The organism is Flavobacterium sp. (assembly GCF_027531705.1).
Taxonomy (GTDB): Bacteria; Bacteroidota; Bacteroidia; order Flavobacteriales; family Flavobacteriaceae; genus Flavobacterium.
In genome coordinates this window covers 232,673-253,860 of sequence record NZ_JAPZSP010000004.1, presented here as the reverse complement: position 1 = coordinate 253,860, position 21,188 = coordinate 232,673, and the positions used below count along the sequence as shown (strand labels likewise).

Sequence of the window (21,188 nt, the reverse complement as noted above, 5' to 3'; positions counted from 1 at the left end):
GAACGAGCTAGAAGCTCGCACCAGTGAAAGAGGTTTTATTTAAACCCTTTCAAAAAATCATCTTTATACGTTGGCGAAACCTCAATTTCTGAACCATCGTTTAGGGTTAAAGTGCCGCCTTTGTTATACGATTTTACACAATTGGAATTAATGATATGCGATTTATGAACGCGAACAAATGGATGTGGAAGAATTTCAGCAAAATGTTTCAAAAAACGACAAACCATCTTTTTGTTTCCGTTGGATAAATAAATATCGGTGAAATTTCCGTTGCCTCTTAGTCGCACAATTTCTTCCATTTTCACCACTTCAAAACCTTCTAATGTGGGCAAAATAACTTGCTGTTTTTCGGGTTTGGTTTCTCTAAAATTTTCGACAATAATTTTATTTCTATTGAAAATTTCGTGGTTCAAAAGATGCTCATGAACTTTGTTTACGGCAATAATTAATTCTTCAATACTGATAGGTTTTAGCAAATAATAAGCTGCACTTTGGTTTAAAGCCTTCAATGAATATTCAGAAAAAGCGGTTACAAAAATGGTTTCAAATTGCAATTCTTTGCATGCTTCAAGCACATCAAAAGCATTTCCAAAAGGCATTTCAACATCTAAAAAAACCAATTCTGGTTGCAATTCATGTAGCATCGGAACCGCTTCTTTTATGTTTTGAGCTTCGCCAATAACTTCGACTTGCGGACAATATTTACTCAAATAATTCTTGAGCACTTCTCTTGCCGCCAACTCGTCTTCTACAATAACGCTTTTTATTTTTTTCATCCTATTTTTTCAATCAAAGGAAAATCAATTGTTACAATGGTGCCAGTTTCGGGCGATTCTTTTTCTATAATTTGAAAAGAAATTTCCTTTTTGTACAAGTCGTTCAATAATGCAATTCGCTCTTTGGTATTAGTCAAACCGCGCGATTGATGCACTTTCTGGTTTTGGGTTTTGAGTTCGTTACTTTTGGTCAAACCAATGCCGTTATCATCAATAATTACCGCTACTTTTCCGTTGTCTAATTTGAATTGTAATAGCAACAAGCCTTTATCATCTCTATAACGTAATCCGTGCCAAATGGCATTTTCTAAATGTGGCTGAATTATCATATTGGGCACAAAAACGGCTTCGGTATCGAGTGCTTCGTCTACTTCGATTTTGTAGTCAAATTTATCTTGAAAACGCAAATGTTCTAAATCTAAATATTTTTTCAGTTGTTCAATTTCGTTGCCAATGGTGACAAAATCTTTATTAGAATTTTCCATCATATTGCGCATCAAATTGGAGTAATTGGTCAAATACTTATTAGCTTCAAGCTCTTTATTTTGCGAAATAAATTGGTTGACACTATTCAAACTATTAAAAATAAAATGCGGATTCATTTCTCTGCGCAACGACTGCAAGGCAATTTCCTTGTTTTTCTTTTTGATAGAAAACAAAGCCTTAGCAATCAATCCAAAGAAAATTAGAAGCAAACCAATGGCGCCAATCAAGAAATAATTGAAAGTATTTTTTTTGGCAATCAACTCATCTTTCAATGATTTTTCTTTTTCCAATTGATGAATTTTATCTTCGGTAACTTGAAATAATTTGGCATCAATCAAAGTAGAATCAGATTGGATAAGTTGCTCAAAATTCTTAAAAAAATCATCGTACAAAGCGATACTTTCTTTGTCTTTTCCGTGATCTTTATAATAAGCCAACAAAGCAGACAAACTTTTTTTAACTTCGGTCGAATTTCCTTTTTGCGTAGCTAATTTATAGGCATTTTGAAGTGATTTTATAGCGTTTTCAGGTTCGTTTTTCTTAAAATAAAGCGTTGCCAACGACTGCATTTGCTTGATTTGGGTGTCAAAATCTTTTTTGTTTTCGGCTTCAGCTAATAGATTTTTGTTGATGGCAATAGCTTCGTCAAATTGATTTTTGGAAGCATATACTTTGGCAATTTCATTCTTAATTTCGATTACTTTTTTCGGGCTTTCTTTGGCATAAACAATGGCTTGGTTTAGGTTTCCGATGGCATCATCTTTATCATTCAATTGCATGCTATTGGCTGCTTTTTGCACATAAGCTTCGGCTAATTCTTCTTTTCTATTTTCTTTTTCTAAAATAGAAATATTTGAACCAATGAGTTCTCGTTGCACAATTGGCGCACTTGCTTGCACTCGATTGTAATCGTTTTTATTCAATACTTCTGTTTCTTTGTCAGCCGCAGCTTCACTAGCCATTTTGTAATTGGCAGAAGCATCTTTTAGCTTATTTTGACTTTCTTGAATTTTGGCTAAACTTCTTGTGACACGAGCAATTGCAGTATTGTTGTTTAGTTTAGTATAACTGGTCAACGCTTTTTTGAGGTATTCTTCAGCTTTGGGATTATCGCCTTTTTTAATGAAATTTTGCGCTACATTTTCGTAGTTTTTAGCAATTTTAGCTTCGTCATTTGTGCTAAGTGATTCTTTTAGTTCATCGGTAGCAGAACTCATTTTTTTACTAACAGTTTTACTCTTTTTCACAATAGTGTCTTGTTGCGCCATAACTTCGGTAGGAAGCAGAAGCAACAGAAAGACTAAAGAATAAAGCAAGTTTATAAGACGCATTTTTATAGTATTATTTCGCAATGTAAAGATAATTTATTTTTAACTGCTTTTCCTATAGCTTTTACCAAGTCAAAATACTGTTTTACCATTTCTTCAAATTTGGTGGCTTTTATCGAAATAGATTTGTCCTGTAATCTTAAAAATAATAGTTATGAAATCGCCACTAACAACTTGTTTGTTGCAAACAAACACCTATAAAAATAAGGCGATACCATATATGACCGCTAACAATTAAAATTTACATATATGAAAACCACAAAAAACCTAGTTATTGCCGCTTTATTTGCATCAACCGTGAGCTTTGCCGCTTGCAATCGTTCGAATGCTAAAAATAATGAAATTCAGAATGTTTCCACTACAACAGTTGATGGAAACACCAAAATTCAAGTAGCACTTTTGCTCGACACTTCTAATAGTATGGACGGTTTGATAGAACAAGCCAAATCGCGTTTGTGGAATATTGTAAACACTTTGACAACGCTAAAATATTCGGGAAAAACGCCTACTATCGAAATTTCGCTTTATGAATATGGAAATGACGGTTTATCTCAATCTGCCAATTATATTCGACAAGTAACGCCACTTTCAACCGATTTAGATTTGATTTCAGAAAAATTATTTTCGCTTCGTACCAATGGCGGTTCAGAATATTGTGGAGCTGTTATAAGTGATGCTACCAAAAATTTAAAATGGAATGATGGAAATTCAAGCATGAAACTAATTTACATAGCTGGAAACGAAGGCTTTGACCAAGGCGGTATTAATTATAAAGAAGCCATTAGTGATGCTCTGAAAAATGATATTTACATCAATACAATTTTCTGTGGCGCGCAATCGCAAGGAATTTCAATGCTTTGGAAAGATGGTGCCGACGTTGGTAAAGGAAAATTTTTCAACATCGATTCTAATCAAACCGTGCAATATATCGCAACGCCTTATGATCAAAAAATTTCGGATTGCAATGTTAGAATTAACACAACTTATATCAGTTACGGTTCACAAGGAAATGAGAAAAAAATGAACCAAGAAGCGCAAGATGCAAATGCACAAAAACTTTCTGGAGCTAATTATGCAGAGCGTGCTGTGAGTAAATCTAAAGCGGTTTACAAAAATGATAGTTGGGATTTGGTTGATAAAATGAAAGACGATAAAGAAGCAATTGGTAAACTTAAAAAAGAAGAATTACCAAAAGAATTGCAAAATAAATCAACCGATGAAATCAAAACGATTGTAACTAAAAAAACAAAAGAAAGAGAAGAAATTCAAAAAGAAATTGCAGAATTAGGCAAAAAACGCCAAGAATATATTGATGCTGAAGCAAAAAAATCGAAAGCTCAAGACGATTTAGGCGATGCGATAAGCACATCGATAGTAACATTGGCAAAAGCCAAAGGTTATACAGTAGAAAAATAAAGGTTGGTTATTGATTGAAAAGCTACAACCGTAAAAAGTTGTAGTTTTTTATTTAATTTTACAGAAGGGAAAAACATCTAAAATATTTAATTATGACTCCGAAAGAATTGGTAAAAATCAGTAATATCATTGGAATAACAGCTATAGTATTATTGGTTTATTGGGTTTTCACATTTATAACAATTGAAGTTTTCGGGCTAAAAGTATTCCGAGAAAACATGACTGAAACTTTTTATCTAAGTGTTTTGGGAATTTTAGCATTAATGGTAGGTTCTTTAATCATTAATGTAATGTTTAATTTAACTAGAATAGCTGACAATAAGAATAGTGATAGCAATAATGTGAAGTCAAATAAGAAAATCTATTTTGCTCTGTTAGTAATTTTTCCATTAATAGCAGGTATTTTATTTGGCGGAGATTATTTAACATCGAGCAAAAAGGAAAAAATGTTAATCAAATCTGCAAAATCAATTATTGAGAAAAACGTAATAAATAGTGACAAACTAGTAAATTATAGTTTTTCTGAAAAATACATAAATGAAACAAGTAATATTTTAGAGGTTTATTCAAACACAGATAAAAATTTTCCTAGTGTAAATGTATTAGTTAAGGACATTATTAATGGTTCACCAGTCTTTTTAGGTTTCAACGAATACAAAGGAGAAAATTTGAAAGACACAATCAAGCCACAAAAAAGCGACTATATTTATAAAACAACACAAGTTGAAAGAGAATATTTAGATAAAATTTTCAGTGGAAAAAGCAAAGAAATTAGATATAGTAATCATGATGGAGAATATGAACTATTTTATCCTTACAGAAAAGGTAAAAAAGTTATTGTATTATACTTTTCTGAAGAACAACGATATGGTAAATTGGGAAGTTAAAAATAAATTTTTGATATAATTTAAAACAAACACATGAAAAAAATAATATTACTTACATTTTTGGTTTCTGCAATTGGATTTGCTCAAAAACCAATTTTTACATCGGCTAAAGTAAAAGCAGCAACGGTTTACTTCAACGCAGCTGAATTAACACAAACCACTTCGGTAAATCTTCCTTTTGGAACAAGTGAAATCGTGATTAAAAACGTGGCTGATTATTTGAATGAAAACACGGTTCAAATTGGCGCACCAAGTTCGGTTACGGTTTTGTCGGTTCAGTTTACACAAAATTACATTTCGGAGTATGAAGTTGACGAAAAAAATCCTGATACTAAGAAAGTGCGTGACAGTATTTCATATCTTCAAAAAGAACTCAAAAAAGTTGAAAACGCAAAAGATTCAGATGCCAAAACTATTGAGTTATTAGATAAAAATCAGCAAGTTTGGGGTGCAAATTCAGGATTGAATGTAACCGAATTGATGAAAATGGTCGATTATTACAAGTTAAGACGAACCGAATTAAACAATTCGTACGATGCATTTGAAGAAAAGTACAACAAATTGACATTACAATTGGCTAATTTGAATAAAAAACTAGAAGTCAACACCCAAAAAGAAGAGAAAAGTTCGCAAGGAAAACTAATTCTTCAAGTGATGAATGAAGTGGCTGGATTGGTTAATTTGGATATAAATTACATAACTAATTCAGCAAGTTGGTCACCATTTTACGATTTGCGTGCCGAAAGTATCAAAGAACCAATTAACATGATGTACAAAGCGCAAGTAGTGCAAAACTCTGGCGTTGACTGGAAAAAAGTTAAACTAACTTTATCAAGTGGAAACCCAAATCAAAATAATCAAGCACCGATTTTAAGCTCATGGTTTTTGAGATATGGAAATTATTATGATATAAGTCAAGTTAGTGTCCAAAATAAACTTCAGTCTAGAGGTTATGGAATAAAATCAAAAAATGAAAAAGCAGATATGGAAGTTGCAGCAGCTCCAGTTATGGCCGACTCATCTATATCAAATTTCACTTCTATTTCCGAAAACCAACTAAATGTTTCTTTCGATATTGATATTCCGTATGATATTATGTCTAACGGAAAAGCACATTCGGTGGCTTTGAAAGAAATCAAATTGCCAGCTTCGTATAAATATTATGCTGCTCCAAGAGTGGAGAAAGAAGCGTTCTTATTGGCAGAAATCAATGATTATTCTAAATATAATTTGTTGCAAGGTGAAGCCAATATCATTTTTGAAGGCATGTATGTTGGAAAAACAGTAATCAATCCAAATCAAACGGCTGATACTTTAAATTTAAGTATGGGAAGAGATAAAAAAATCTCTATAAAACGTGAAAAAGTAGTTGACAAATCGGGAACAAAATTCTTATCTTCTTACAAAGAACAAACTTTTACGTATGACATAACCGTTCGTAACAACAAAAAAGAAGAAGTGAACATGCTTTTGAAAGACCAATATCCGTTAAGTTCTGACAAAGAAATAACAGTTGAACTTCTTGACGACGGAAAAGCAAAAGTAAATCCAGAAACAGGAATCATGACATGGGAATTAAAACTTGCGCCAAACGAAACCAAGAAAATAAGGATAAGTTACAAAGTCAAATATCCAAAAGATAAGATAATTGATAATTTGTAAAATGTTAAAAACCTGATGTTTAATCGCATCAGGTTTTTTTATTTGAATAAAAAGCTTATTTTTACAAGACTAAACCAATAACTTATGAAAAAAATAATCTACATTAATCTGTTGTTATTATTGAATGTCTCAATAGCACAAACGCTCACTTTTCAAACATTTGCAACAGGACTTTCTGGCGCTGTCGAAATGGTTCATCCTCCAAATGATACAAGACTTTTTGTTGTGCAACAAGGAGGTCTAATACGAATTTTGAATACTAACGGAACTATAAATACAACACCGTTTATAAATCTTTCTTCTCTTGTCGTTTCTGGTGGAGAGCAAGGACTTTTAGGATTGGCTTTTCACCCAAATTATGCAACAAATGGGCAGTTTTTTGTTAACTATACACGTGCATCCGATGGCGCAACAGTTATTGCTAAATATACTGTTAGCACTGCAAATCCTAATGTGGCTAATACAGCTGGAACTATTTTGATGACCATAGCGCAACCTTTTACAAATCATAATGGTGGATGCATTCGTTTTGGATCAGATGGCTATTTATACATCGGAATGGGTGATGGCGGGAGCGGAGGCGATCCTGGAAACCGATCACAAAACATTACTAATAATTTAGGTAAAATGCTACGAATAGACGTAGACAATCCAGTAGCACCGCTTAATTATGGAATTCCACCAACAAATCCTTATGTTGGAATTGCAGGTAATGATGAAATATGGGCAATTGGATTAAGAAATCCATGGAAATTTTCTTTTAATCGATTAAATGGTGATTTATGGATTGCAGATGTTGGTCAAAATGCTGTTGAAGAAATAAACAAAGTAGCAAGTCCTGTTCCAGCTGGGCTGAATTTTGGTTGGAGATGTTACGAAGGTAATGTTCCTTATAACACTTCTGGCTGTGCGGCTATTGGAACTATGACTATGCCTTTTGCACAATATTCACATGATGAAGGTTGTTCTATAACTGGTGGATATTTATATACAGGAAGCTTATATCCAAATCTTGTTGGTAAGTATGTTTTTGCAGATTATTGTCAGAACAGACTAGGTTATGTTAGTGAGGATGGAACAATTACTTATTCTGCAAACTTTACTGGAAGCAATAATTTTACAACCTTTGGAGAAGATTTGAATGGAGAATTATACATTTCTAAAGGAAACGCAATTTTAAAAGTAGTTGACACATCAGTTTTAAGTAGTTCAAGTTTTGAAAAAGCTGGATATTCCATTTTTCCTAATCCTGCTAACAATGAATTCTTTATCAAAAATTCAAATGGTTTTTCAAATTTAAAGGTAACTGTTTTTGATATTTCAGGAAAAATGTTGCTTTCACAATCTATTGAAAATGAAAGTAATAAAATAGCAACTTCAGCATTATCGTCTGGAATGTATTTAGTAAAATTAGAAGATAAATCAGGTGCTTTTTATACAACTAAACTTGTAATAGAGTAAGAATTTATTATTTATTTAAAAAAAGATTCATGTGTAAAAGCGTGAATCTTTTTTTTGCAATTATTATGGTGCTGGATTAGGAATTAAAGCTTGAATTCTATCAATTTCGTTTAAAATTTCATCTGATAAAATCACTTCAAACGCATCAATATTTTCTTTTAATTGTTCGAGCGAAGTTGCACCTATAATAGTTGAGGTTACAAACGATTGTTGGTGTACAAAAGCTTCTGCCAATTGAACCAAAGTCAATCCATTTGCTTCGGCTAATTCTTTGTATAATTGAGTTGCTTTTGTAGTATTTTCGCTTGTATATCTAGTGAATTGAGGAAATTTTGCCATTCGGTAGTTTGGTTTAACTTCTCCCAAATATTTCCCAGATAAAACTCCGAATGCAAGAGGCGAATAAGCTAGTAATCCAACATTTTCGCGCATGCAAATTTCTGATAAACCAACTTCAAAAAGTCTATTTAGCAACGAATATGGATTTTGAATTGTAGCAATTCGAGGTAAATTATGTTTTTCACTTTCTTGAAGAAAACGCATCACACCATAAGGATTTTCATTTGAAACACCAATATGTTTTATTTTCCCTTCTTTAGTTAATCCGTCGTAAACTGTAAGCACTTCAAAAAAATTGTCTTGCCAATTAGTGTCAATTTTGGTTAATCCACGTTGACCAAACATATTCATTATGCGTTCTGGCCAATGCATTTGGTACAAATCAATATAATCGGTTTGAAGATTTTTTAGACTCAAATTTACTGCTTCATGGATGCTTTTTTTAGAAAAATCAAGTGGTTTTCGTATGTAATCCATTCCACGATTTGGACCAGCAATTTTGGTAGCAATTACTAAATTTTCTCTTTGCGAACCTATTTTTTTTAGCCATGTTCCAATGTGTCTTTCGGTACTTCCAAAAATATGTTCGTTTCCACCAATTGGATACATTTCGGCTGTATCAATAAAATTGACGCCACGTTCAACAGCATAATCCAACTGAGAATGAGATTCTGCTTCAGAATTCTGATTGCCAAAAGTCATGGTGCCAAGGCAAATTTTGCTAATTTTTATGTTGGTATTTGGTAGAAAAGTATAATTCATTTTGCTTTCAATTTTCGATTACAAAAATAGCTTTTTTGAGATGATTGAGAATAAAAAAAGTCCGTTTAAAATAACTTTAAACGGACTTTTAACATATGTTTATTTCTTATTTTCCTTTATTAGCTTCCGAAACATATTTCTCTAACGCCATTGTCATAGAAGGTGTTTCTGGTGTTGGAGCTAGAATATCAATTCTCAATCCGTGTTCTAAAGCTTCTTTTTGAGTTGTACTTCCAAAAACAGCAATTCTAGTGTCGTTTTGTTTAAAATCAGGGAAATTTTTAAACAATGATTTTATTCCAGTTGGACTGAAAAACGCTAAAACATCATAGTAAACATCTGCCAAATCAGACAAATCACTCATTACTGTTTTGTAAAAAGTTCCAGGCGTCCAATCTACTTTCAAATTGTTTAATGTTTGCGGAATATCAGCATTTAATTGGTCAGAAGATGGCAAAAGATATTTTTCTTCTTTGTATTTTTTGAACAACGTTGACATATCTACAAAGTCTTTTTGACCTACATAGATTTTACGTTTTCTATACACCACATATTTTTGAAGATAAAAAGCAACTGCTTCCGACTGGCAAAAATATTTTAATCCTTCGGGAACTTTATAACGCATTTCTTCAGCCACTCTAAAAAAGTGATCAACTGAATTTTTGCTGGTTAAAATTATAGCGGTATAATTATTTAAATCAATTTTTTGAAGTCTGACGTCTTTAGCATTTACGCCTTCAACATGTATAAAAGGTCTAAAATCAACTTTTACTTTATGCTTATTTTGCAAATCAAAGTAGGGAGAATTTTCTACTTTAGGCTCTGGTTGCGAAACCAAAATTGTTTTGACTTTCATATATTACTTTTTGTAACTAACTTTTTGTAAACCAATAGTACATGAAATAGTAGGGTGCAATTTCAAGTGCGCAAAGATACAAAATAAAATAAAACAACTTACGAAATAGTAAATTTTGATAATTTTTTAAAGAAATAATATAATTTATGAAATTTATTATCAAAAAAATACCAATTATTGAAAAAATTACAGTTTTTGTTGTGTATTTGCTATAAAACAAGACAATGTCAAGTGGCAGAAGTAGCAATCCAACATAGGTTCTATAGTTAACTTTCTGTAAATTATATTGCTCAACGAACTCTTCAATGTTAAATGATGTCGCTATAATTTTTTCTATCAAATATTTTGAAAGGATAAAAACTAATAAAAAAGTAATGATTTGAATAAATACAACCCAATCACTTTTAGACACATAGCCTAAGTGATGTAACACTAATTGAATGAAAAACGCCAATGAAATCATATTGATGATAAACATAATTACCGTAAAAGCACTCATCAAATTACTAGTGTCTCGATAAATTTTATTGTATTTATCAGAAAATAGCAGTTTCATAAAATCATAAAAACGATTTCCATAAGCAGATTTTGCAATTGCAACCATTGTTAGAGCAAACACGAAAAGAATCGTTGCCCAGTCTTTGTTTTCAATTACTCTTGGATGAAAAATAGTTTCAATCATAATGGTGCAAAATTACTAATTTTTATTGTTTATCAATCACTTTCAAATTTCAAATTGAGTAAATGAATAAAAATTGCTCTCAACATTCGATTATTATAATTTTATTATGAATCAACAATAATAAAAAGTTTATTTTTGTCTCAAATTTCTATTTCAAAATGAGCGATTGCATTGTCATAATCCCAACGTACAACGAGATTGAAAACATTGAAAGCATTGTTAGAGCAACACTTACCTTGCGTAAGCATTTTCATGTATTAATCATTGATGATAATTCGCCAGATCATACTGCCGAAAAAGTGCAGGAATTACAACAAGAATTTCAAGGCAAACTTTTTCTTGAGAAAAGATCGAAAAAATCAGGTTTAGGTACGGCTTATGTGCATGGTTTTAAATGGGCATTGCAGCATAAATACCAGTACATTTTTGAAATGGACGCCGATTTTTCCCATAATCCAAATGATTTAGAAAAATTATACAATGCTTGTCATCTTGCTGATGCCGATTTAGCTATTGGTTCAAGATATGTAACAGGTGTAAATGTTGTAAATTGGCCTTTAAGTCGTGTTTTGATGTCGTATTTTGCATCGGTTTATGTAAAAATGATTACAGGAATGAAAATTCACGATGCCACTGCAGGATTTGTTTGCTACAAAAGAATTGTTTTAGAAAGTATAAATCTCGATAAAATAAAGTTTATAGGTTATGCTTTTCAAATAGAAATGAAATACCGAACATTTGCAAAAAGTTTTCAAATAGTTGAGGTTCCAATTATTTTTACTGATAGAACCAAAGGTCAATCTAAAATGAGCAGTGCTATTTTTAAAGAAGCGGTTTTAGGTGTTATTTCGTTGAGAATTAGAAAGTTTTTTAACCGATTATAAACGTTAAAAACATGAATAAGATATTAATAAAAAATGCCAAGATAGTTAACGAAGGAACTGTTTTTGAAGGTGATGTTTTAATTGAAAATGAAATTATTACAGAAATTGCCGAGCAAATAAGTCCAAAGCCAGGATTTGAAATTATTGATGCCGAAGGAAATTATCTTATTCCAGGCGCCATTGATGATCAAGTGCATTTTAGAGAACCCGGATTGACACACAAAGCCGAAATTGCAACAGAATCTCGTGCCGCTGTTGCTGGTGGCATTACTTCTTTTATTGAGCAGCCTAACACTGTTCCTAACGCTGTTACGCAAGAACTTCTTGAAGAGAAATACCAAATTGCAGCCGAAAAATCATATGCCAATTATTCGTTTATGATGGGCGCTACCAACGATAATTTGGAAGAAGTTTTAAAAACTAATCCTAAAAATGTGGCTGGAATCAAGATATTTTTAGGTTCTTCAACTGGAAATATGTTGGTTGATAATGAAGCCGTTTTAGAAAAAATTTTCTCAAGCACACCATTGCTAATTGCCGTTCATTGTGAAGATGAAACAACAATAAAAAATAATTTAGAATTCTATAAAAAACAATATGGAGAAGATATTCCAGTTGATGTTCATCATTTGATAAGAAGTGAAGAAGCGTGTTATTTATCTTCATCAAATGCAATTGCTTTGGCTAAAAAAACGGGAGCAAGACTACATGTTTTTCATCTTTCGACAGCCAAAGAAATGGAGTTGTTTACTAACAAAATTCCTCTTGAAGAAAAGAAAATTACTGCAGAAGTTTGTATTCATCATCTTTGGTTTACCAATGAAGATTATGCGACAAGAGGCAATTTGATCAAATGGAATCCAGCAGTAAAAACCGAAAATGATAGAAATGCACTTTGGGAAGCTTTGCTGGATGATAGAATAGACGTTATAGCTACCGATCACGCACCACATACAATTGAGGAAAAACAACAATCGTATCTAAAAGCGCCTTCTGGTGGACCACTAGTGCAACATGCAATTGTGGCTATGTTTGAGAATTACCATAAAGGCAAAATTTCAATTGAAAAAATAGTTGAAAAAATGGCTCATAATCCTGCTAAAATTTTCAAAATTGAAAAAAGAGGTTTCATAAAAGTAGGTTATTATGCAGATTTGGTGATTGTAAATGCTAATTCGCCTTGGAATGTAAAGAAAGAAAATATTTTGGCTAAATGTGGTTGGTCGCCATTTGAAGGAATCAATTTCAAATCAAGAATTACACATACTTTTATTAATGGTCATTTGGTTTATTTTAATTCAAAAGTAAAAGATATTCGTTGCGGAAAACGTTTACTTTTTGATAGATAATAGTTATTAATATGAAAAAGGTTTTAGTTTTTTTGAGTTTTATCCTTTTGGCAAGTTGTTCAAATTCGGTTGTTTCCAAGCCAAAAAATTTGATTGACGAAGATAAAATGATCGAAATTTTTTACGATTTAGCTTTGCTAGAAGCAGTTAGGACACAAATTCCGCAAGAAAAGCAATATTATAAAGGACTGCCTAACAAATACATTTACAAGAAATATAAAATTGACAGTCTTCAGTTTGTAAAAAGCAATCAATACTACGCAACAGATATTACTAACTACAAAAAAATGTACGAACGAGTAAAAGAAAAACTAGCGGCTGATAATGAAAAATTGAATCCAGTTAAAAATAAAGACACAAAAAAAGTTCCTAAAGATTAGAGTAAATAATCCCAAAAATTCTCTTTATGAATTACTTGAGTTGTTTTAGGATGATATTTAGCTGTAAATGATTTTGAAAATTTAACTTTCACATTTGGATTGTATTTTATTTCAAAAGCTTCAATTTCAGTATTTTTGATTTCTAAATAATCAATTTCTGCTTGTTGTGTATTTCTCCAAAAAAACGATTCTTTATATTGATTTTCATAAGACAGTTTTTTCAATCGTTCGCTGATTATAAAATTTTCCCAAAGCGAACCAACATCATCTCTTAGTTCAATAGGATTAAAATTTTTGACAATTCGATTTCGTAAACCATTGTCCCAAAAATAGACTTTTCGACTTTTTTTAATTTCGTTATCTTGATTTTTGCTAAAGGCTTTTAAGCTGAAAACAATGAAATTCTTTTCGAGAATATCAATGTATTTTTCAATAGTTAATCTGTTTATTCCTAATTCATTAGCAAGTGAAGTTGTGCTTATTTCTGAACCGATTCTGAATGCCAACATTTGAACCAATCGTTGTAATGTTGATGATTTTTTTATTCCTTCTAAGTTCAAAATGTCTTTGTATAGAAAACCATCAACCAAATCATTGAGTATTTTTTCTTCCTTTCCAGGATTTGTAACAACTTCTGGATAATAGCCAAAAACCAAACGATGCGGAACCAAACGAGTTTCTTCTACAAAATTAGTGTGAGTTACCATTTCTTTATAGTTCAAAGGGAAAAGTTGTAATTCTTCTTTTCTGCCAACCATGCTTTCCTTGGTTTTATCGGCAAGTTCAAAAGCACTGCTGCCCGAAGCAATTATTTGAATATCAGGAAAATTGTCGACCATTCGTTTAATCAACAATCCGATATTATGAATCATTTGTGCTTCGTCAATTACGAGTATTTTGTTATCGCCAACTATAGCTTTTAGTCTATCGCCAGTGATGTTTTCAAGTAAAAGTTGTGTGTCAGGTTCGTCACCATTCAACCATAAAAAAGAATTATTCTGGCAAGTAGAACGTATTAAAGACGTTTTTCCAACCTGACGTGCGCCAAATACAAGTATGGCTTTTCCTTTGAAAAGATAAGAATCAATTTCGGTTTGTTGAATTCTTGCTATCATTTTGCATCATTTTAAAATGCAAATATATAATAATTTGATATTGGAATATCAAAAATATATAATAATTTGATATTCCAATATCAAAAAAATACAATAATTTGATATTTGAATTACAAAGTAACTTTTAAAAGTTGTTTTACTTTTCCTTTTTGCCCAATAAAAATTAATGACTCATCTATTATGAATCCTTTTGAAACTTTAAAAGGCACAGCAGTATTTTCATCATCTAAAATTTCTACAAAATCAAAATCTCCATCAGGATTGATTCTTATGATATTTAAATTTGATTTGTTTTTTCTAACTTGTCCAAACTCGATTCTGTCATTACTTAATTTTTTTATTTCTTCACCAGTATTAATAAAAAAGTAATTTGATTCATCTTTAACGATAGAAGAGTATGAAATATAAGAATCGTCATCAGTAAAAGATTGACTTTTATTAATATTCCTTGACCAAACTAACTCTCCATTTTTGTTCAATTTTAGAGATATAATATCATCACAATTAAAAAGCGTTCTATTTGTATTTGCTATATAAGTAATATACTGCTCTTCTGCATTTAAAATTAGATCGTTATTTGGTGTAAAAAAGATGTTTTTAAAAATTAAAAATTTTAATCCTTTGTCCTTTTTTTTACCATATTTATCTATCATGAATTGTTCAGAAAACGGATTGAATTTGGAATTTAAAAGATCTAAATTGTTTTGATCAAAACTAAAATAGCTTATACCTTGAAATTTATCTTCATCATAATTTGAATAAAATCCAAGGCAGGTGATTTTATCTTGGTTAAAAATAATTTTTAAAGAATTTATGTATTGCTCATTCGTTTTAATAATTTGAACTTTGGAGTTTTTTTCAGTAAACTTTATGAGTTCAAATTGATATTCCCCACCTTTTTCTTTATCCTTTAGTTCTTTTAAATAAGATTTTGATAGAAGATAAACCGATTTTGCATCGGGTGACAACTGAATGTTTTGAAATATATATTTTTTGTCATTTATTTCTTTACCAAATTCAGAATTAAACTTTAAATTCAAGTTATTATCAAAAACATACAAATTTAAATTTTCGGACTTTTTATTATTAAAATCAACTCCAATTACAAAGCCAGTTTTAGTGTTGTTGACAGTCATTGTAAAATTACTAGATAAACTGTGTTCTGTAATTGAATGTTTTTGATTGAAGTTTGCAAAAGGAGAATAAGGATCATTGTAAACTGAACTAAATTCTCCTAAATTGTTATAATTCCACAATTCTTTGGATTGATTAAAGCAGTTTTCTTCAAGGTCTATATATCCTTTATTCTTTATGTCCTCTCTGGTAATAATAAAAAGCTCTTTTTTTGATATTTTAAAATCATTGCTTAGTGAATTAGCTTGACATATATATTCTTTTCTGTTTAAGTCATAAAATATCTCGATAATACTTATTATAGAATTTAAATAGGTAATTCCAATAATAGTATTGTATTTTTCTGTATTGGAATGGTCAATTGAAAAATCAAATTCTTTTAGTAATTTGAAATCATTATTATATTTTTCTACATAAAACCCCTGATTATACTTTAAACCATTACCATTGTATGACCTAACTATAAGCAAGTTTCCTTCAGAATCTTTTTCAGAGAGAACTATATTAGATTTTTTATATTCATCTTCAAATTCCTTACTCTTTTGTATTGTATAGTTTATTTTTTGAGAAAAAACTAAACTTGACTTCAAAGAAATAAGAATAACAAATAATAATAGTTTTTTCATACTATTTCCCTTTGAAATCTGGTTTTCTTTTTTCTAAAAAAGCAGTTGTTCCTTCTTTAAAATCTTCTGTTCCGAAACATTTTCCAAAGTTTCTTATTTCGGTTTCGTAACCATCTACACCATCTTTGAAGTTGGCATTTATAGCTTTTATAGCTTTTCCAATTGCGACTGGAGAATTTCTCATTATTTTGCTAGCAATACCTTTTGTAAATTCTAAAAGTTCATTTTGTGGCACAACATGATTTACTAATCCATATGATTTTGCTGTTTCGGCATCAATCATTCCGGCTGTCATAATCATTTCCATTGCTCGACCTTTTCCGACTAGTTGAGGTAAACGTTGCGTTCCGCCATAACCCGGAATTACACCAAGAGAAACTTCTGGCAAACCCATTTTGGCATTGTCGGATGCAACTCTGAAATGACATGCCATTGCCAATTCTAATCCGCCGCCTAGTGCAAAACCGTTTACGGCTGCTATTACTGGTGTTTTTAGTTTTTCGACAAAATCAAATAATAACTCTTGACCTTTTGCTGCAAGATGCGCGCCTTCTTCGATAGAGAAATTGGCAAATTCTGAAATATCGGCACCAGCTACAAATGCTTTTTCGCCTTCGCCAGTGATGATGATGACTCTAATTTCTGGATTAGCATCTAAATTCTCCAAACCATCATGAAGTTCTTGAATAGTCGCAACATTTAATGCATTAAGTTTTGATGGACGATTAATAGTAATTTGTCCAATTCCGTTTTCGGATGTAATAAGTATGTTTTCGAAGTTCATATTTTGTTGTAATAAGTTTATCTTTTAGCCCTGATTGAAAGGAAAAACCTTTGCTTTTTTGCAAAGTTTTGGGATGAAAGCAGGAAAAAGGATTGCTGAAAATGCCCAAGCCATTCGCTTCAAATCATTTTTATTTTTCAATTATAGGAAGCGAAACTGTGAAAGTTGTTCCTTTTCCGTATTCTGTTTCAAATGTAATAGTTCCTTTGTAATTTTCGATAATGTTTTTGATAATTCCTAAACCAAGTCCCATTCCGCTGGTTTTGGTGGTGAATTTTGGTTCGAAAATGTATTCGATATTTTCGGTTTCTATACCAATTCCGTTGTCTTTTACAGTAATGTTTACATTGTTTTCAACTCGATTTACGGCAACATGAATCGATTTTTCAACTTGCTCTTCTGGAATGGCTTGAATGGCGTTTTTGACCAAATTGGTAATAATTCTAACCAACTGAGTCCTATCCATTTTGGTGATAATTTCGGCTGAATCACTTTCAAAAACAATATAATCTTCGTTGAAAATATCTAATGAAAACTCAACAACCTCAACAACATTTAGCGTTTCATTTTGTTGCGCCGGCATAGAAGCAAAGTTAGAAAAAGCAGAAGCTACCGAACTCATAGTATCGATTTGTTGAATCAAAGTTTTAGAATAATCGTTCAGTTTTTGTTTCAAATCTGGATCTTCTGGATTAAATTTTCGTTCAAAACTTTGCACAGTCAATCGCATTGGTGTTAGCGGATTTTTGATTTCGTGAGCGACTTGTTTTGCCATTTCGCGCCAAGCTTGTTCACGTTCAGATTGTGCCAACATGGTAGCACTTTCTTCTAGTTTGTCAACCATGTCATTGTACGCTTTTATCAATGAATTAATCTCTCGACTGTTGGCTTCAATTACGATTTTTTCGTTTTTTTGATTCAAGCTAGTTTCGTTGATTTTATCAGAAATAGTTTTTAGCGACTTAGTGATATAAGAAGCAAGAAAGTAAGCTAATCCAAAGGCAATCAGTAACATAAAAGCATAGACTTGACTCAAACGAATCAAGAATTCTTGAATTTCATCTTCATAAAAACTGTCGTCTTCTACATAAGGTAAGTTCAAAATTCCAAGTGGTTTGAACTTATTATCTTTGATTTGACTATAGGAAGAACGATTTTTTAAACCGTCAACATTTTTAATATCGACATATCTTTTTTCGATAGAAGATTGCACCAAACGAATGATATAGTTGGGAATTGGCGGTGAAACATCATCGACCGAAAAAGAGGCTTTTGATGATTTTAGTAACTTTCCGTTAAGACTATAAATATTGATTTCGAGGTTATGAATATCGGCAAGTTCGTGAATTTTATCTTTGAAAATTAAAGGTAAATTCTGTTCTGTTAAAGGATAAGTTGTCGTTGCTAAAACGTAGTTAATGTGTTCTTTGATAGCATATTCTTTGCGTTCCAAACGATCTTGGTGGTATCTTCGAGCTTCATTTTTAAACTGAATAACCGAAATCAAAGCCATCAACGCAGAAGCAATCAATATCAATACAATCATCGATAGGAAAATCCTAATTCGAAGCGATAGCATTGACATTTTGAAGTTTTTCATTTATTAGTTTTCAGTCTCAGTTTTCAGTTTTCAGTCTCAGCTGATTACTGCGACTGCGACTGAGAACTATTTTCTTTCCCTTATTCTTTTATAAAATTTGAATCCGAGCATAATTAAAATCGAAAATAAAAAGATTCCAATTACGCCATAAATCCAATTGAAAGCATTTTTTAAAATTACTAAAAAAACTACTGCAAATAAAATTATTGTCGCACCTTCATTCCAAAGGCGCATAAAATTGGAAGAATAGTTGAATTTGTCGTTTTGCAATTGCTTATAAATTTGATGACATTTTAGATGATACAAAAACAACGCCAAAACAAATCCGAGTTTGACGTGCATCCATGGCATTTGCAACCAAGCAGGCATTAAAATTAGTAACCAAACCGCAAATAATGTTGCTAAAACCGCACTTGGCCAAGTAATTATATACCAAAGACGATAGGTCATTATTTTGTATTGGTTTAATAAAATTTCTCTTTCTGGTGAAGGTTTTTCTTTGGCTTCAATTTGATAAACAAACAAACGAACAATGTAAAACAAACCTGCAAACCAAGTGATTACAAAAATTAAGTGAAGTGATTTTATGTAGTTGTAGAGTTCCATATTTCAGTTCTCAGTTTTCAGTTTTCAGTCGCATCTGTATACTGTGACTGAGACTGCAAACTATATTAGTTATTTTTAAAATCTTCAATCCAATTCGAAACAACACCACACCATTCGTCTTCGTCATTCATACATGGAATTGCCATGAATTCTTCGCCACCATGGTGTAAAAATTGTTCGTTAGCTTCCATTGCGATTTCTTCCAAAGTTTCTAAACAATCGGCTACGAAAGCTGGAGTTACAACAGCCAATTTCTTAATTCCTTGTTCTGGCATTTTGTTGATTTCTACATCAGTGTATGGCGTTAACCATTTGTCACCTGCTAATCTTGATTGGAATGTTTGACTGTATTTTCCTTCTGGAATTCCTAATAATTTTACCACTTGTCTTGTCGTTTCATAACATTGATGACGGTAGCAAAATTCGTGCGCTGGCGAAGGTGTGCTGCAACACGAACCATCAATAGTACAATGTGATTTGGTGACATCGGTTTTACGAATATGACGTTTCGGAATTCCGTGATATGAAAATAATAAATGATCGTAATCAAATCCTTCCAAATGCTTTTTCATCGAATTGGCTAATGCCTGAATATAATCGGGTTTGTTGTAAAACGCTGGAACTTTTGTCAACTTCATTTCTGGAAATTTTGACGCCACTAACTCATCTGCCAAAGCCCAAATTGTTGTGGTTGACGCCATCGCATATTGAGGATAAAGTGCTAAAAGCATAACTTCGGTAACACCTTTATCTTTTAATTCTTGCAAGCCTTTTTCAATTGTAATCGTTCCATAACGCATTGCTAAAGCCACAGGAACATCAACTAGTTTTTGAACTTTCTGATGCATTTTTTTTGAAAGCACAATTAAAGGAGAACCTTCGTCAGTCCAAATTCTAGCATAGGCTTCGGCTGATTTTTTTGGACGTGTTTGTAAAATGATACCTCTAACTAACAAGGCACGTAATAAAAACGGAACGTCAATTACGTATTTATCCATTAAAAATTCATCTAAATACGGCTTTACGTCTTTGGCTGTTGGACTTTCTGGTGAACCTAAATTTACTAATAATACTCCTTTCATTGTTGCAATTTTTTGTAAAAGTAACGAATCTACTTTTTTATAATTTTATGTTTATGTTTTTTTTATCGATTGTTTGATATACGAAATTTATAAGGTTAAGTATTCGGATTTATCGACATCAAATACTTTTTCGGCGTTGTCGCAAATTTTTTCTTGAACGCTGCAATAAAATGACTTCCGGTGCTATAACCAATTTTCAATCCAACTTCGTTTACATTATACGAACCAGAATCTAATAATTGTCGAGCGTAATCCATTTTGTAATCAAATAGAAATCCGTAAACTGTATCGCCATAAATTTGTTTGAAACCCATTTTTAGTCTTTTCAAACTCAATCCAACTTGTTCTGCTAATTCCTCCAAACCTGGTGGTTCTGCCATATTTTGGATGATGATTTCTTTGGCTTTTTTAATTTTTAAAACATTTTCTTCATCTATCAAAAACGGACATTGTTCTGCATTTGGATCTTCCGAACGATTGAAATACAAACTCAATAATTCGTATCCTTTACCTTTATAGTATAGATTTTTAATCGAAGGATTCAAATTATAATGAAACAACTGACTTAAAACAATTGCCATTGACGGACTGATATCGGTTTCTTTGTAATATTTTTTATCCTTATTTTCTTCACTCAAAAACGGAATATGGTCGGCTTCTGTAGAAAACAAGCCGTGAAATTTTTGAATGGATATAATTACTGAAATTACCCACGAATTTGGTGAGATTTCTAAATTCAATGGCAATTCTTTTTGTGGATTGTAAAATAAAAGCGCTTTTTCTTCTCTCAAATCTAAAGCATAATTACCATCATTGAAGACAAATTTTGCTTTTCCTTTGATGCCAAAATGAAATTGAATAAGGCCTTGATTGACATGTCTTTTCACGTGAAAATTCTCATTTCCATCATTTTGAAAACGAATTAAGGTAAAATCATTTTCAATTTTTATTTCTTCTTGTGAACCCATAGCGA

The 21,188-nt window shown here is 31.6% G+C and carries 19 protein-coding genes; 7 read left to right on the top strand and 12 right to left on the bottom strand.

Features of this window, described 5'->3' with window-relative positions:
• Positions 1-35 precede the first annotated feature (35 nt).
• Both O9267_RS01900 and O9267_RS01895 read right to left on the bottom strand, forming a co-directional pair.
• On the bottom strand, positions 36-776 hold the full coding sequence (locus tag O9267_RS01900; RefSeq protein WP_298175452.1) for a LytTR family DNA-binding domain-containing protein: 741 nt from the start codon (positions 774-776) through the stop codon (positions 36-38).
• Positions 773-2,593, bottom strand: coding sequence for a histidine kinase (locus O9267_RS01895; protein ID WP_298175451.1), 1,821 nt, complete (start codon positions 2,591-2,593; stop codon positions 773-775). The genes O9267_RS01900 and O9267_RS01895 overlap by 4 nt, the downstream gene beginning before the upstream one ends.
• A gap of 246 nt (positions 2,594-2,839) precedes the next feature.
• On the opposite strand from O9267_RS01895, the gene O9267_RS01890 reads away from it, so the two are divergent.
• The 4 genes from O9267_RS01890 (at position 2,840) to O9267_RS01875 (ending at position 8,016) form a co-directional block, all read left to right on the top strand.
• Positions 2,840-4,006 carry a hypothetical protein gene (locus O9267_RS01890; protein ID WP_298175450.1) on the top strand — a complete coding sequence of 389 codons (1,167 nt, stop codon included), beginning with the start codon at positions 2,840-2,842 and terminating at the stop codon, positions 4,004-4,006.
• 92 nt (positions 4,007-4,098) lie between these two features.
• On the top strand, positions 4,099-4,893 hold the full coding sequence (locus O9267_RS01885) for a hypothetical protein (protein WP_298175449.1): 795 nt from the start codon (positions 4,099-4,101) through the stop codon (positions 4,891-4,893).
• Positions 4,894-4,926: 33 nt separating this feature from the next.
• Positions 4,927-6,555: a DUF4139 domain-containing protein gene (locus O9267_RS01880; RefSeq protein WP_298175448.1), complete on the top strand. Its 1,629-nt coding sequence runs from the start codon at positions 4,927-4,929 to the stop codon at positions 6,553-6,555.
• Positions 6,556-6,639: 84 nt separating this feature from the next.
• On the top strand, positions 6,640-8,016 hold the full coding sequence (locus O9267_RS01875; protein ID WP_298175447.1) for a PQQ-dependent sugar dehydrogenase: 1,377 nt from the start codon (positions 6,640-6,642) through the stop codon (positions 8,014-8,016).
• 63 nt (positions 8,017-8,079) lie between these two features.
• Here O9267_RS01875 and O9267_RS01870 read toward each other — a convergent pair whose 3' ends face one another.
• The 3 genes from O9267_RS01870 to O9267_RS01860 form a co-directional block, all read right to left on the bottom strand.
• A complete protein-coding gene (locus O9267_RS01870) occupies positions 8,080-9,117 on the bottom strand; it encodes an aldo/keto reductase (protein ID WP_298175446.1) in 1,038 nt (345 codons plus the stop codon).
• A 106-nt stretch (positions 9,118-9,223) separates the two neighbouring features.
• Entirely contained in the window at positions 9,224-9,973 is a 750-nt protein-coding gene (locus O9267_RS01865; protein ID WP_298175445.1) for a uroporphyrinogen-III synthase, read from the bottom strand.
• A gap of 16 nt (positions 9,974-9,989) precedes the next feature.
• Positions 9,990-10,655 carry a DUF4271 domain-containing protein gene (locus tag O9267_RS01860; protein WP_298175444.1) on the bottom strand — a complete coding sequence of 222 codons (666 nt, stop codon included), beginning with the start codon at positions 10,653-10,655 and terminating at the stop codon, positions 9,990-9,992.
• Between the two features lie 158 nt (positions 10,656-10,813).
• On the opposite strand from O9267_RS01860, the gene O9267_RS01855 reads away from it, so the two are divergent.
• From O9267_RS01855 to O9267_RS01845, 3 genes are read left to right on the top strand one after another with little or no spacing between them, the layout of a single operon-like run.
• Complete coding sequence (locus tag O9267_RS01855; protein WP_298175443.1) at positions 10,814-11,539, top strand: polyprenol monophosphomannose synthase; 726 nt, start codon at positions 10,814-10,816, stop codon at positions 11,537-11,539.
• A gap of 11 nt (positions 11,540-11,550) precedes the next feature.
• Positions 11,551-12,888: a dihydroorotase gene (locus O9267_RS01850; RefSeq protein ID WP_298175442.1), complete on the top strand. Its 1,338-nt coding sequence runs from the start codon at positions 11,551-11,553 to the stop codon at positions 12,886-12,888.
• A gap of 11 nt (positions 12,889-12,899) precedes the next feature.
• On the top strand, positions 12,900-13,268 hold the full coding sequence (locus O9267_RS01845) for a DUF4296 domain-containing protein (RefSeq protein WP_298175441.1): 369 nt from the start codon (positions 12,900-12,902) through the stop codon (positions 13,266-13,268).
• On the opposite strand, the gene O9267_RS01840 is transcribed toward O9267_RS01845, so the two are convergent.
• The 7 genes from O9267_RS01840 to O9267_RS01810 form a co-directional block, all read right to left on the bottom strand.
• Complete coding sequence (locus O9267_RS01840; protein ID WP_298175440.1) at positions 13,265-14,383, bottom strand: ATP-binding protein; 1,119 nt, start codon at positions 14,381-14,383, stop codon at positions 13,265-13,267. The two genes, O9267_RS01845 and O9267_RS01840, sit on opposite strands and share 4 nt — an antisense overlap.
• A 110-nt stretch (positions 14,384-14,493) precedes the next feature.
• Positions 14,494-16,143 carry a hypothetical protein gene (locus O9267_RS01835; RefSeq protein WP_298175439.1) on the bottom strand — a complete coding sequence of 550 codons (1,650 nt, stop codon included), beginning with the start codon at positions 16,141-16,143 and terminating at the stop codon, positions 14,494-14,496.
• A gap of 1 nt (position 16,144) precedes the next feature.
• Complete coding sequence (locus O9267_RS01830) at positions 16,145-16,927, bottom strand: enoyl-CoA hydratase-related protein (RefSeq protein WP_298175438.1); 783 nt, start codon at positions 16,925-16,927, stop codon at positions 16,145-16,147.
• 130 nt (positions 16,928-17,057) lie between these two features.
• Entirely contained in the window at positions 17,058-18,473 is a 1,416-nt protein-coding gene (locus O9267_RS01825) for an ATP-binding protein (RefSeq protein ID WP_298175514.1), read from the bottom strand.
• 120 nt (positions 18,474-18,593) lie between these two features.
• Positions 18,594-19,133: a CopD family protein gene (locus tag O9267_RS01820; RefSeq protein ID WP_298175437.1), complete on the bottom strand. Its 540-nt coding sequence runs from the start codon at positions 19,131-19,133 to the stop codon at positions 18,594-18,596.
• Between the two features lie 65 nt (positions 19,134-19,198).
• Positions 19,199-20,215, bottom strand: a complete 1,017-nt coding sequence (hemH, locus tag O9267_RS01815) for a ferrochelatase (RefSeq protein ID WP_298175436.1) — start codon at positions 20,213-20,215, stop codon at positions 19,199-19,201.
• A gap of 95 nt (positions 20,216-20,310) precedes the next feature.
• Positions 20,311-21,183: an AraC family transcriptional regulator gene (locus O9267_RS01810; protein ID WP_298175435.1), complete on the bottom strand. Its 873-nt coding sequence runs from the start codon at positions 21,181-21,183 to the stop codon at positions 20,311-20,313.
• Between the last annotated feature and the right edge of the window lie 5 nt (positions 21,184-21,188).